The following is a 14,701-nucleotide window of genomic DNA, read 5'->3' on the forward strand; positions in this document are numbered from 1 at the left end:
GGAAGACAATTTAGCAACGACCGTCATCAACTTTTATCATTCACCAAAGCACAAAACAGCAATGAAATGGCCACCATCGCAAATGCAATCCAATAAATAACCTCATGCCCATAAGACTCAGAAACAAAGCCTTGAATTACACCTGCCAAAATCACACTACAAATAATACCATTATTAAATAAGGTAGAGGCGACTCCCATTCTTGTTGGTAGCAGATCTTGAAAATAAATAATACCAATGTTTGCCACAATACCAATAAAAAGCGCATTAAAAAGTTGCAAAGCAAATAAAGCAAATTTATTAGTCAATAAAATCATACCGATATAAAATAACAAACCACAAACAATGGCGATAAAAAATAAATTTCTTTTGCCCAATTTTGGGACTAAATAGCCTGCAATCAACATAACAGGAATTTCAATACCTGCCGCTAACCCCATTAATTGCCCAGGTAATGAATTTGATAAATGTAATACAGAATCCACATAAAGTGGCATATCGATGATATACATCATATTGGCTGTCCACATAAACACAGTAGAAAGCAATAAACAAACTACATTTCTATTTTTAAATAGCGGTTGTTCGGTTGATTTTATATCAATCGAATTATCAAGTTGTGAGGTTGGATTTTTTTCAACCGATGGTAAAAAAAACGCAACAAACAACATTGCCACAACAAACATAGACATGGCACTTAAATACATGGCAGTAAAACCATAATGAACGGCTAAACCAAATGAAAGTGGCGGCCCAATCACCCACGCCAAAGAAAGCTGAGCACGAATTAACGAATTAAACGCCACCACATTGCGCCCTGTTTTTACCGCATATTCACGCGCAAGAGCAAAAACTTGAGGCATTGCAGCCGATGATAAAGCCGCGAATAAAACACCCAGCGTAATCAAAACAACATAGTGCCGAGAAAAGGCAAATATCACACTATTAGCAACGCCCATTAAACAACAAAATATAACAATATGTCGCCTATCGCCTTTTTTGTCTGAATATTTAGCTAATAAAAAGCTACCAATAATACTTGCTAACGCATTCACCGAAAAAAACAGCCCCACCAAACGGGGATTAACATTTACTTCAAACGATAAAAAACGGCTTAACGTAGGCGATTGCAACGCCCCTGCAATACCGACAATAAACGTAGTGGCTAAAAAAGCAATAAAAATAATGCTCTGTTTTTGACGAAACGAAGATATCTTAGTCATAACAATACATAGTAGAGGGATTTGTACCGATTATATACTTAAAATTGGCATAAAAGTAATAAAATTCAAAGAGAAGTGATCTGGAGATAAGAGTGCTGTTTTTTATCAAAAAAACAACTAATAAAAACTTCAATAAAATCAATACCTTTTCTGACTAATTTTTGTGAAAAATAATGTCCTTCGCCTACACGGCGTTAAAGAATATCAAAAGTGCTTGATGTTGAGAAAAGTTTTTCTAAACCACCTACACGGCGTTAAAGAACTTTGTTTTTCCATATGCCCAATTAGCACATTTCTAAACCACCTACACGGCGTTAAAGCACCACTTGATAATAAATCCTCTGCGTAAGCATTTCTAAACCACCTACACGGCGTTAAAGTAACGCTAACAGCTAAAAACAAAGGGTTGAGTTTTCTAAACCACCTACACGGCGTTAAAGCAGAAATTCAAGCAAAAAGTGACCAAAAACGATTTCTAAACCACCTACACGGCGTTAAAGTCACAAATGTTGCCGAGGGTAATATTGACTTATTTCTAAACCACCTACACGGCGTTAAAGAAATTATGCATATCCCCTTCCATTTGGTTGAATTTCTAAACCACCTACACGGCGTTAAAGTAGAACTTAAGATTCGATAAATCTTGTTGTATAAAGATAAACGACAATTTTAGCTTTGAAAACCCTTTTTTTGAGATATTTTTTAATATGTTGATTTTATTGCGTTTTAAGTTATCGTTAAAAAAAGGGTTTGTGGGGGGTTGTATTCAGAAAATACCTAAAAAATAAATCACATAAAATCAATATTTTTTGTAAACACTTTTTATTTGTAAATGTGATTAGTTGTTTGACGTGGATAGCGCTGTTGTGGCAATTTAGAAAATCGCTGACAGTCATAGCTAAAGCACCGCAAACTTTAACGCCGTGTAGGTGATTTAACAAAACAACGCAATTCTAAGGTAATGCCCCAACTTATGCTAGGGCTTTATTCTTTACTATATTAACCTCTATTTGCACCATAACTACCACCACGCCCTAAGGATTAAGAAATAAATGTTAAAAACTAAGGTGTCGTGCAAACAGCATATCCGCTGCTGGAAGTGCTGAGGCTACTGACTTGACCGAAACTCGAGTAGACACTGAACTGGTCGCTACCTGATGCGTCGCTTGTCCAGTAGTTGTTGCCAACGAAGCCTGCATCAGCATAAACGTAGAAGTGCATGCCTCCCCACTCAGTGAAAAAGCCTGCCCCTATGTGACGCTTGTAAACATTATCACTAGACGACGGCGTAGCACCAACTGCACCTTGACAATCACTTTCAGACATCCAACCAGAGCAAACTGCATTAGTTAAATCCTTTACCTTAGCAAGGCGATAACCCAAACTATTACACCATGCTAATTGATCACTATAACGTTTATCTTGATCACCCCGATTGACGAACCACTGCTTTAACACAAAGCCATATTTCACAACAACATTACCACTACTATCTCTTCCCTCCAACTCAAACGTCTGTGGCAAAGGCGGCACTGTAAGTGAACTAGGATTACTTGATTGTATTTGAGTATTATCCGCCCTTGGACCGGTTAACTTAACACGTGTTACCTGTTTCCCCCTACCAATATCAATCCACCCCTCAGAAGCCATTACTATCGTTGCTGTGGCCGTTACTCCTCCATGAGAAACAGGAGACCAAGTTAACTGACTTGCATCTACCCCAACAATATCCAAATCAAAATATAAACTATCAGCTCCTGTCGACGGAAAATTAAGATTGTAAGAAGAAGGATTTGTAGACTGAACTAAAAAACCCTTATATGGATTCCATATGTTAGATGGGCCTGCAAACTGGCCTGAACCTTCCTTTAGAAACGGTCTGACCGAACAAATACTTACATCGGCATTCGGGTTAATATAATAATCCACTGAAGATTCACTAAAAGTACTACTTCTTGGAACGCCATACTGTGTTGTTAAAGTTCCATTTGTACTTTCTAAGCTTATCCGATAGGGCGCATTACATATACTTAATGCATCATCGCGATTAACGGTATTACTATCTTTATCGTTAAACGATACCGATATACTCCCCGTTATTGTAACACCATTTACCCCCTGTCCGTCACCATCATCATCCCCCCAATTGCTTGGTATAATTAAGTCATTTAAATTGATTGAATTTTTTGATGGTGGTACCACCATGCTGATATCACCTAAAGTATTTTTGATATTAGATAACCTTATTGGATTTAAGAAACTTGAAGTGTTGGTCGATGGGGTAAGTTTTGTACCATCAGGCAATATAATAAATAATAGCTCGTCAACATTGGTTGACTTGGTTATACCACCATCAAATGTTAAATACGGCGCACTGCCATGTATAACCTGTGAAGTCTGTGCCGACAACGCTTGCGTTCCTTGCGTATATGACAATAAAAGCAGTGGCGCAAAGACCAAGGCAGATTTAGGTAAGTTAGACAATCTAGATAAGAAAGGCAAAAACCTCAATCTTCGTAATAAATCTAGTGATAGATTCGGCAATTTTACGAAATTTGATGATAAAAATAAGAATTGAGACTGTTTTTGATTACAGTGATATTGAAAAAGATTTAGAGTACAGGGCTGCCAATACCTATTATCATGATGGAGCATAATATTTCACCTTTAAAATAACTTATTGTTTTATTTGTTTTTTCATATTTCACGCTCGTTTTATGAGCTTTTTTAAAAGAGCATTAAGCATAACTTGTTAATAATTAAATAACTAGTTTTTTTAAAAGAATTGTAAAATTTTATTAATTTTTGGGCGTATTGTTTGGATAATTAGCCTTTTGAACAGAAGTTTTTGGGTAAAATAAACCAAAAAACTCAAATAAAATCAACACCTTTCCTGAACCTTTTTTGTACATATTTATATAAAATAGCTCTGTTTAGCGAGGGGCTTTGTTATTTGTTTACATCAACTACAAAACGGCCTTTTATTTGCCCTGCAACCATGTTGTTTGCGACTTCAACACATTCATTTAGAGTAACTGTTTGACCAATATTTGCTAAAGTTTGCGCATCAAGCTGTTGGGATAATAACTGCCATGCTGACACACGTTTATCATAGCTTGCCATGACGCTATCCACGCCTGCCAAAGTTACTCCTCGTAAAATAAATGGCGCAACTGTTGCTGGTAAGTCCATTCCTTGAGCAAGTCCACAACAAGCGACAATACCGCCATATTGAGTTTGAGCGCAAGCATTGGCTAAAGTGTGCGAACCAACCGCATCAACAACCGCTGACCACTGTTCTTTTTGTAATGGTTTGCCTACTTCTTTTAACGTTTGGCTATCAATAACATTAACTGCACCGAGTTTTTGTAGATAATGTGCTTCATCGATTTTACTAGTCGATGCTGTAACTTGATAACCTAATCTGGCCAGTAAACTGATCGCAACCGATCCCACTCCCCCACTTGCTCCAGTCACAAGCACCATGCCATGGTGGGGTTTTATGCCAAAATCGACAATTCGCTCAACACATAACGCAGCTGTATAACCTGCTGTGCCAATGACCATGGCTTGATAAGGCGTTAGATTGTTAGGTAGTGGAATCAGCCAATCCGATTTTAAATAGGCATATTGTGACAAACATCCCCAATGCGTTTCACCACAGCCCCAACCGTTTAAAATCACCTGTTCACCTTTTTGGTAACGCCCACTAACACATTCAACCACACACCCAACACCATCAATCCCCGGCACCATTGGCCATTGCCTAACTACAGGGCTTTTGTTGGTTAAGGCTAGTGCATCTTTATAGTTGATGCTTGAATAAGCAACCTGAATTAACGTGTCACCTTGTTGCGCTAAGAGTTGTTGTTTACTGACGCTTTTTAGCGAGCTCGCAAAACCCGTTGTGGCTTCTTTTTCGAGGAGAATGGCATTAAATGACATGGCTATTCCTTATTAGATTGAAGATTGAATATTAAAATAGTGATAAAGATGAATAACAAAAAGCGGTGTAACCTGACACCGCTAATTTTAAATTTGGATTACATCACATTGTATCAAATAAGTCTCTCTACTTTAATATGTAACTAACTAGTTATTTTTTTATTTTGTGCCGCCGACGAAACCGCACCAATAAACACCACATCGCTTGACGAGTTTAATGCGGTTTCAACCGAATCTTGAATTACACCAATGGCAATACCAATCCCAATGACTTTAGCGGAAATTTCGTTCGGTATACCAAACATACTGCAGGCAACAGGAATAAGCAATAACGATCCACCTGCAATACCCGATGCACCGCAAGCACATACCGAGGTCACAATACATAGTAATACCGCAGAATAGATATCAACATGTATACCCGCACTAGCTGGCATTGAATTCACTGTTGCTAGTGTTAACACCGTAATGGTAACAGCTGCACCCGACATATTAATTGCCGCCCCAAGTGGCACAGCAACGGTATAGGTATCTTCATCCATATTATATTTTTTACAGATTTCAATATTAACGGGAATATTCGCCGCAGAACTACGTGTAAAAAAAGCTGGGATCGCACTTTCTTTTAAAGCGGTAAATACAAGTGGATATGGATTCTTCCGCATAACGAGATAAGCAAGCAATGGATTAATAACCAATGCAACAATCGCCATGCAAGAAACTAATACAACTAATAAGTGCGCATATTTGTAGAGTTCATTAAACCCTGTTTCGGCTAATGTTGAAGCAACAAGCCCAAAGACGCCTAAAGGCGCAAATCGAATAATAATTCTGACAATAAACGAAATAGCATAAGACAAATCATTCATCATCGTTTTAGTGGTTTGACTGCTATGTCTTAAAGCTAAGCCAATACCAACTCCCCATACAATAAGACCAATATAATTTGCATTAATCAGTGCATTAATTGGATTGTCAATCATTTTACCTAATAAGGTTTTTAATACTTCGGTAATGCCATTAGGTGGCGTTAGTTCAAGGTTCTTTAGTGTATCACCAAATGAAATCTGTGACGGGAATAAAAAACTAGCAACCGTGGCTAATAATGCGGCTAACATCATACCAACAAGATAAAGAACAATTAATGACCTCATATTCGCTTGTTTACCGTGCTGGTGATTCGATATCGAAGCAATAACTAAAATAAGCACAAGAATAGGGGCAACTGATTTTAAGGCATTAATAAAAAGATCGCCTAATAATGACATATTTAGCGCCGTATTTTTAGATACAGCAGCTAGTGTAACGCCAAATATTAACCCCAATAAAATCTGTGGAATCAACCCGACTTTAAAATAAAATCGAACTAGAGGATGAGATGAGTGTGCCATGCTACTTTCCTGTTTATTAAAGATAAGCTCAAGACCTTAACATATTTGAATAGTAAATTTATATAAAAAAATCATAATAATAATCTTTTTTTATATATTACTTCAAGTAATTACTAAGTTTTATTATTCATTAAAAACAGTCTTAACTTAAGCATCATTTACTATCAAAAAATGGCTAAACATAAACAAAAAAACTAGTATTATCACTTTATATAATACTAGTTATTAAAGCTTAACTATTAGGCTGTAGATATACCCCAATTGTGATTAATTGAAGCTAATCAGGGGCTAGTTAATTTCAGCAACGCCATCACCTGCATTAACATAATCGCCTTCTTGAACCGTTTTGGTTACTGTGCCACTGCGATGTGCAATAATTTGTACTTCCATTTTCATGGCTTCCATAATGCCAATGGCATCACCTTCGTTTACATTTTGCTTATCATCAATAAGCCATTTGAAAAGGTTGCCAGATACAGGCGATGGTACAATCGAATCGGATAGTACGTCATTAGCAGAAGTTGAAGTCGATGAGGTAACGTTTGCTTCGGTTTGCATAGCCAATCCAGCAAATAGGTTTGCAGGTAAGCCCAGTTTACAGCGTTTGCCGTCAATTTCGATAACGGTTTTTATTAATGCTTCTTCTTTGGCAGGAATTTGCCTTTTTGCGGGTGTGATTGTGGCATTTAATTCAGTTTCGATCCAACGAGTATGTACATTAAAATCACCACAAAAATCAGGATGTTCAATCACAGCACGATCAAATGGTAAAACACTTGCCACCCCTTCAATTGTAAATTCTGCTAACGCTCGGCGAGCCCTAGCAATGGCTTGTTGTCGATTATGACCAACCACAATCAATTTTGCCATTAGTGAATCAAACGTGGCAGGAATCGTTGAGCCCACCGTGACGCCACTGTCTACACGAACACCAACACCTAATGGTACATCAAAGCGCGTAATGGTGCCTGCCGCAGGTAAAAAGCCATTAGCGGCATCTTCGGCATTGATACGAAATTCAATAGCGTGGGCTTTAGGTTTTGGCGTTTCATTAATGCTTAATGGCAAACCTTGGGCAATACGCAGTTGTTCAACAACAAGATCAATGCCTGTTGTTTCTTCTGTTACGGGATGTTCTACTTGTAACCGTGTGTTGACTTCTAAAAATGATAATTTACCATCTTGGCTGAGTAAAAATTCAACCGTCCCGACACCAACATAATTTGCTTTAGCACAAATGGCTATTGATGCTTGGGTTATTTGTTCAGTTAATTGTTCGCTAATAAAAGGAGCGGGTGATTCTTCAATTAATTTTTGATTACGTCGTTGCAGTGAGCAATCGCGTGTACCAACCACAACAATATGCCCTAATTTGTCGGCAATAATTTGTGCTTCGACATGTCTAGGGTTATGTAAGAATTGTTCTAAAAAGCACTCTCCACGCCCAAAAGCAGCAGTTGCTTCACGCACGGCGGAATGGTAAAGCTCTTCCACTTCGTCTATTTGCCAAGCAACTTTTAAGCCTCGACCACCGCCACCAAATGCAGCTTTTATAGCAATAGGCAAGCCATGGGCATGAGCAAATTCGACGGCTTCTTTAGCATTTTTAGCAGGTTCTTTTGTTCCTACAACCAAAGGGGCACCTACCTGTAATGCAAGCTGCCTTGCTTTGACTTTATCGCCTAATATTTCGATCGTTTCGGGGTTGGGACCAACCCAAATTAACCCTGCATCTTGCACCGCTTTTGCAAATTCAACACGTTCAGATAAAAAACCATAACCAGGGTGAACCATCGTTGCCCCTGATTTTTTAGCTATAGCGATAATTTTATCAATATCTAAATACGTTTCACTTGGTATATTATCTGCTAGTCCATAAGCTTCATCGGCCATTTGTACGTGAAGTGCGTTAATATCGGCATCAGCATAAATCGCAATAGACAAAAAACCTATATCACGACAGGCACGCACAATGCGTACGGCAATTTCGCCACGGTTAGCAATTAATACTTTATGCGTTATTGTTTGATTATTTTTAGACATGATCAACATCACTCCCTTAAAATTCTTTAAATATCCCTATAGGATTAAATTTTATTTTGGCATTGACTGGAATTTGACCTGCCAAATCTAAATGATAATTACAGACTGCGCCAATAACAGGATAACCACCCGTTAAAGGATGATCATTCAAAAATAACACAGGTTGTCCATTAGCAGGAATTTGAATTGCTCCAATGCAAGTCCCTTCACTTGGTAATTCTTGGTGTTTTTCACGAGTTAATGGTTGTTCACCAGATAAGCGTAATCCAATACGATTAGACGCTGGCGTTACTTGCCATAACTGTGAAGTAAGAAGTTCTATCGCTTGCTGAGTAAACCAATCGGTACGCGGTCCAAGCACAATATCTAAGACGACCACATCTTGGCTAGTTGGGTAATTGATAGTAGGGGTTTCGGTTAATAAAACTGGTTTTAATGTGTTTGTTTGCTTTATTGCCAATGTTTGCCCTGCTTTTAGTGGCAATGGACCTACTTGTGCAAGCGTATCAAACGCACAACTGGTTAAAATTGGCGATACTTGAAAACCACCACGCACCGCTAAATAACTACGAGTGCCACATTTTACATTACTTAAGCGGATAATATCGCCTACTTCTAATTGAATTGGCTGATACATGGGCAAAGTATAGGTTTCGCCTTGGGCGGTGGTAATGGTGATATCACATACAGCTCCTGTTATTGTAACTAGCATTGAACGGTTTATTTGTGCGCTAAAACCACCTTGAGTAATTTCTAACGCCGGTTCATTAATTGAATTACCTAATATACGGTTAGCGCTGTGTAATGCGCTTTTATCCATCGCTCCCGATTCAGAAATACCTAACGCTGCCTGACCAATTCGACCATTATCTTGGAACAATGTTTGTAGTCCTGTCGTTAATACGGTTATATCTTGTTGCGGCTCAACAGTGTTATCTTGTTTTTTAGAAACTGATAAATGAGCAGGTAAATGATAAGTTGTTTTCGATTGGCTCACATCAATAAAATGAACCCGCGTGCCGGGTTTGAACAGCGCTGGCTCATCACGATAGATGTCCCAAACGGCGGTATCGGTAATACCAATAAGTTGCCAACCACCTGGGCTTGATTGTGGGTAAACACTACTAAATTCCCCTGCTAAAGCAACCGACCCTGCTGGAATGCGAACGCGTGGAGATTGTCGGCGTGGCACATTAAGTTGAACCGTTTTAGATACCATATAAGCAAACCCCGGAGCAAAGCCACAAAAAGCCACTTGATACTCGTTATTGGTGTGCCTTGCAATCACTTCGGCAACTGTTATGCCAAGATAATCTGCCACTTGAGGTAAATCTTCGCCATTATAGCGAACCGGTATTGTTACCAATTCGCCAGATTGCATAACGTTTGCCGAAATATCTAATTGAGCAATTTGCTTTGCAAGTATATTAGCATCGGTCACAATGGGGTTATAACGGATTAATAGGGTTCGTGCCGCTGGGATTATTTCATTGATATGCCACTCAGCAATAACACCTTGAAGCACATCTGTAAGCGCCATGGTTTGCTCAAGGCTGTTTAATTCTACGATAAACGCATCGATATTAACGGGTAAAAATCGCATTAAGTACCTCGAAATATGATCAATATCCAATCACTAACAACACATATTTTATATTGTTTTGTTTAATCATATTTTTATTTTCTTATTAATTTAATTAAATTTTTCAAAACATTAACTAATTTAGTTATTATTACTTTTAGTAAACGAGGCAATATGAATGCCATTTTGTTGTAGTTTTTGTCGAACTTTTTGTGCCATTGCTAAAGCACCAACGCTATCGCCATGGACACAAATTGATTCTGCCTCAATACGCACAAATTGCCCTTCGATAGACATCACGCTACCGTCATTAACTAATTGCAACATTCGCTCGGCAACCAAATCAGGATCGTGCAATACAGCACCGGCTTCTTTACGCGAAACTAATGTGCCATCGGCATGATATGCTCTATCAGCAAACGCTTCGGCAACGACGCTCAAGCCACTTTCTTTAGCCCATTCAATCAATTTTGAGCCTGCAAGAGCAACCAAAGTCAATGTGGAATCAACCGCACAAAGCGCATCGATCACCGCCATTGCCTGACGTTTATCATGCGCAATGGTGTTATATAATGCACCATGTGGCTTAACATAACTTATTTTGGTGCCGATTGATGTGGCTAATCCTTTAAGTGCGCCAATTTGATAAATCACATCAGCGGTTAATTCATCAGTTGCTATATCCATCTTACGGCGACCAAACCCCACTAAATCAGGGTAGCCAACATGAGCACCCACTTCCACATTATTGGCTTTGGCCGCTTTCAATGTTTTTAAAATACCTGCTGGTGAACCAGCATGAAATCCGCAAGCGACATTGGCACTGCTAACAACTTTTAGCATTGCCTCGTCATTACCCATTTGCCATTGACCAAAGCTTTCGCCAAGGTCACTGTTTAAATCAATACATTTGGTGATTGTCATATTGTCCTCTATTTTAAATAGTTAAAAATAGTCGCAACCGACATTATGCCCATATACCAAGTAATTGCGCACACAACGACACCTGAAAGTAATAACCATCTTGGATAATGATATCCAGACATAAGATCAGCTCGCCGCCAACCAATATACACAAAAATGGTCAAACCAAGCGGTAACACTAAACCATTAAAGCCACCGGCAAAAACAAGTAATGATGCTGGTGCTGTCCCCATAGCTAAATAGATCACAAGCGAAACAGCAATAAAGATAATGGTGGCAAATTGGCGTTGTCTATCTGTAATTGTTCGTTTAAAAGGTGTAATAAAAGTCATTGAAGTATAAGCGGCTCCAATCACACTGGTTATGGCTGCCGCCCATAAAATCAAACCAAAAAGACGTAATCCAAACTCGCCTAAAGCAACCTGAAACGCTTGCGATGCGGGGTTGGCTGCATAGCTTGAAATATCAATTGTCACACCACTTGCCACGACACCTAAAATCGCTAAAAATAGAATGTAACGCATTAAACCAACAACCACAATCCCTTTAGTTGCCGCCCCCGAAACATAATCAATATGCTCTACACCAACCATACCTTTATCAAGTAAACGGTGAGCGCCGGCATAAGAAATATATCCCCCAACGGTTCCACCAACAATAGTTGTGATTGAAGCAAAGTTAATATCACTCGGGAAAACGGTCTCTTTTAACGCTTCACCAACTGGAGGGTGAGATGCAAACACCACAAATAACGTTAAAACAATCATTAGCAAACCAAAACCAATCATTAAACGATCAATAAAATTGCTAGCTTTACGCGATGAAAAGATATAAACCGCTAAAAATGCACTAATTGCCCCACCCCATTTAGAATCAAGCCCAACCAACGCATTTAAACCTAATCCTGCACCGGCAATATTACCAATATTAAACACTAACCCACCAAATATAATTAGCACTGCAAGCACATAACCACTAAATGGAATTGTGGCATTGGCAATATCAGACGAATTCATTTTAGTTAACGCAACCACTCGCCAAATATTTTGCTGAACAACAAAATCGATAATAATAGAAGCTAAAATACCAAAGCCAAAGGCAGTACCAAGCGTAACGGTAAACGTAGCGGTTTGAGTAATAAATCCTGGACCAATTGCCGATGTTGCCATTAAAAAAATGGCACTAATTAATGAAGCACGCCGATTTTTAACAAAAGCAACGGTACTACTGCTATGATTTTCCATATGCATGTCTCCTCTTAATTTATTTCTATAATTATCAATACAAATATAATTGCATATAATGTTATTTATAGGCGATAACTATGCCGTGATTTCAACTATTTTTGATAATGCAGTTAAATATAATTACTGTTTTTTAAGTAAAAGACTAATAAAAAATAATTATAATGTTCTAAAAAGTTGGCATGAATAAAAAATGTGTACAAAGATATCTTTTATATAAGATCTTTAATTCATATGACTAAACATAATAATTTTTGTAAAAAATTTTAGGAAATACTACGTTTCAATATAAAAACTCATATTATACTAATCCTAATGTAAAGGATTTGTTTTTATTACGTAAAACAAAAATAATTATCTTTTAAAATAAAAAGTCATATTAGTGTATAAGATTTGTAAATAATCCAATAATAACTTAATTCTTTATGTATTTAGGTTTATATTTTGTAATTACCGTTCAGATTTAACGTATATTAGTTAATGTAAGGAAGGAATGTTTCTCAAACTTTTGCTTTAGAATGAGAAACACTAATATTTATTGTCAAAGCGCATATTGCATAACTAACGTGAACACAAAAAACCTATTATTACAATATAACTTTAAACAGCGTGATTGATGTTAAAAAGTAGCTCGCACTAATTGCAAGTCCATAGGGTAATGTAACATCACCTTCTGTTTTCTTAAAACGTTTATATATAATTGCAAAGATTGCCAATGGCAAACCAAAAAATGTAATTACAGCCAAAAAAGACAAGACATTATTTACTGAAATAGTTATTAAAAGAGCAGTAATTAACTTAATATCCCCTGCACCGACTAATCGGCAATAAAACATAAGCAAACCACAAATTAAAAATATTGCTGATGCGCCATAATTTAGCTGCCCTTGCCCAAATAAAAAGTTTGAAATAGCCAAAATGAATATTATCATAACAATCTTATTTGAAATAGTCCGAGATGTTAAATCCGTATAACAAGAAACTAACAAACACATCCAAATAGCTAAAAGAATAATATCATTAATTAATTCTTGACTCACCGTCATAGTCCTTGACCTGGAACATAATTTGAACCATAAACTTTCTTCATTTCATCAACAACAAATTCAAGTTCTTTTCCAGGCCAATTTACTGGACTAGAACCTCCGCCAAATTTATTTTGAACATTATATCCAACGCCAAATGCTTTTCCTTCATCATTCCAATACACTAGATGCTCTTTGCCTCCATCAATTTTAGTTAAATTACCAAGGTAGCTTCTAGGTGTTGGTTTAGATCCATATACTTGCTTTTGAAAAGCTCCAGCAGTTATTCCCCATGTCAGTAATTCTCTATTTTCATTAAGAGCAGCACACCCGGCATATCGGCAATAAAGCATATTAATATTATCCGTGATAAACTGCGGCTTAGCTAACCTTCTTGTGGGCGTTATAAGAGTACCATCTGGGTCATAGACAGCTTCTTCATCCAAACCAAGTCCTAAATGATTTGCCGCTCCCATACCATAAACTTCACCCGACGAGGTTAAAAAAGCAGTAAAAGAATTCCCCCCCGTAATATGCACTATATCCTCACCATTAATTGGAATATAATTTGTAATATCGACTGGCTCGTTAGGATATCTATGATCAGGGACATTTTCACGACCAAATGCATTAGCTTCTTCATCACCCCATGCATAAATATTTCCCCTATCATCAATAGCATATCCATTTTCGTAAGCAGCACCTATTAATACTATTGGACGACCATTAAATTTGTCCCGAGGAATTTTATAAACGTCATTTATCGCGTTGTAGGTACCATTCCCTACTTGACCATATATGCCATGCCCCCAAGAATAAACATCGCCATCCCTCGTTAATGCATAAGAGACATATTCCCCTGCATTAATCATAATGACATCTTTATTTTCTAAAACTAAAACAGGTAAGCTTGGGTAATTCCCATTCGCTGGCTTGCCACCGCTTGCCTCATGATATCCGTTTTGTCCCCACCCCCATACATTGCCTCTATCATCTAATGCAATAATATGATATATTCCAGCGGCTACTTGTGTAATAGTAAGTCCCTCTCTAGCAAAGGTCTCTACTCTAGCAGGAGGAGTAGTTGAAGAAACATCTTCTCGTCCATTTCCTTGCTGAGATGAGTTTCTAAATCCCCAAACCCAGACATCACCATTTTCTATTGTTATGCCTGTATCAACCATGTTAGTTGCTGTAGGAACATCTATTTCTGATTTTGTTGTTAAAATCACAGCATCTGTACTAGCTTTTGCTAATAATGAAAAGGATAAGCAGGATATAAATATTACGACTTTTTTTAGTTTCATTTATCGATAACTCCTAT

At 37.7% G+C, this 14,701-nt stretch carries 10 protein-coding genes and 1 CRISPR repeat array; all 10 genes read right to left on the reverse strand.

Features of this window, described 5'->3' with window-relative positions; genetic code table 11:
* Positions 1-26: 26 nt before the first annotated feature.
* A complete protein-coding gene (locus tag GQ594_RS02305; protein WP_160411299.1) occupies positions 27-1,223 on the reverse strand; it encodes a sugar efflux transporter in 1,197 nt (398 codons plus the stop codon).
* Positions 1,224-1,455: 232 nt separating this feature from the next.
* A CRISPR array of direct repeats spans positions 1,456-1,843; the repeat unit is 28 nt; unit sequence TTTCTAAACCACCTACACGGCGTTAAAG.
* A 442-nt stretch (positions 1,844-2,285) separates the two neighbouring features.
* Positions 2,286-3,725, reverse strand: a complete 1,440-nt coding sequence (locus GQ594_RS02310) for a hypothetical protein (protein WP_160411300.1) — start codon at positions 3,723-3,725, stop codon at positions 2,286-2,288.
* Positions 3,726-4,172: 447 nt separating this feature from the next.
* Positions 4,173-5,168, reverse strand: a complete 996-nt coding sequence (gene acuI / locus GQ594_RS02315) for an acrylyl-CoA reductase (NADPH) (RefSeq protein ID WP_160411301.1) — start codon at positions 5,166-5,168, stop codon at positions 4,173-4,175.
* 143 nt (positions 5,169-5,311) lie between these two features.
* The gene (gene sstT / locus GQ594_RS02320) at positions 5,312-6,559 is read right to left on the reverse strand and encodes a serine/threonine transporter SstT (protein WP_160411302.1); all 1,248 of its coding nucleotides are present in this window, start codon (positions 6,557-6,559) and stop codon (positions 5,312-5,314) included.
* Positions 6,560-6,847: 288 nt separating this feature from the next.
* Positions 6,848-8,602, reverse strand: a complete 1,755-nt coding sequence (locus tag GQ594_RS02325) for an acetyl/propionyl/methylcrotonyl-CoA carboxylase subunit alpha (RefSeq protein WP_202112427.1) — start codon at positions 8,600-8,602, stop codon at positions 6,848-6,850.
* A gap of 16 nt (positions 8,603-8,618) precedes the next feature.
* A complete protein-coding gene (locus GQ594_RS02330; RefSeq protein WP_160411304.1) occupies positions 8,619-10,205 on the reverse strand; it encodes an urea amidolyase family protein in 1,587 nt (528 codons plus the stop codon).
* Between the two features lie 120 nt (positions 10,206-10,325).
* A complete protein-coding gene (locus tag GQ594_RS02335; protein WP_160411469.1) occupies positions 10,326-11,102 on the reverse strand; it encodes a 5-oxoprolinase subunit PxpA in 777 nt (258 codons plus the stop codon).
* A 14-nt stretch (positions 11,103-11,116) separates the two neighbouring features.
* Positions 11,117-12,352 (reverse strand): NRAMP family divalent metal transporter, encoded by a 1,236-nt coding sequence (locus tag GQ594_RS02340; protein ID WP_160401578.1) that lies wholly within the window; start codon positions 12,350-12,352, stop codon positions 11,117-11,119.
* A 587-nt stretch (positions 12,353-12,939) separates the two neighbouring features.
* A complete protein-coding gene (locus GQ594_RS02345) occupies positions 12,940-13,392 on the reverse strand; it encodes a prepilin peptidase (RefSeq protein WP_160411305.1) in 453 nt (150 codons plus the stop codon).
* A 2-nt stretch (positions 13,393-13,394) separates the two neighbouring features.
* Complete coding sequence (locus GQ594_RS02350) at positions 13,395-14,609, reverse strand: RCC1 domain-containing protein (protein ID WP_160411306.1); 1,215 nt, start codon at positions 14,607-14,609, stop codon at positions 13,395-13,397.
* Between the last annotated feature and the right edge of the window lie 92 nt (positions 14,610-14,701).

The organism is Gilliamella sp. Pra-s52 (genome assembly GCF_009795805.1).
Taxonomy (GTDB): domain Bacteria; phylum Pseudomonadota; class Gammaproteobacteria; order Enterobacterales; family Orbaceae; genus Gilliamella.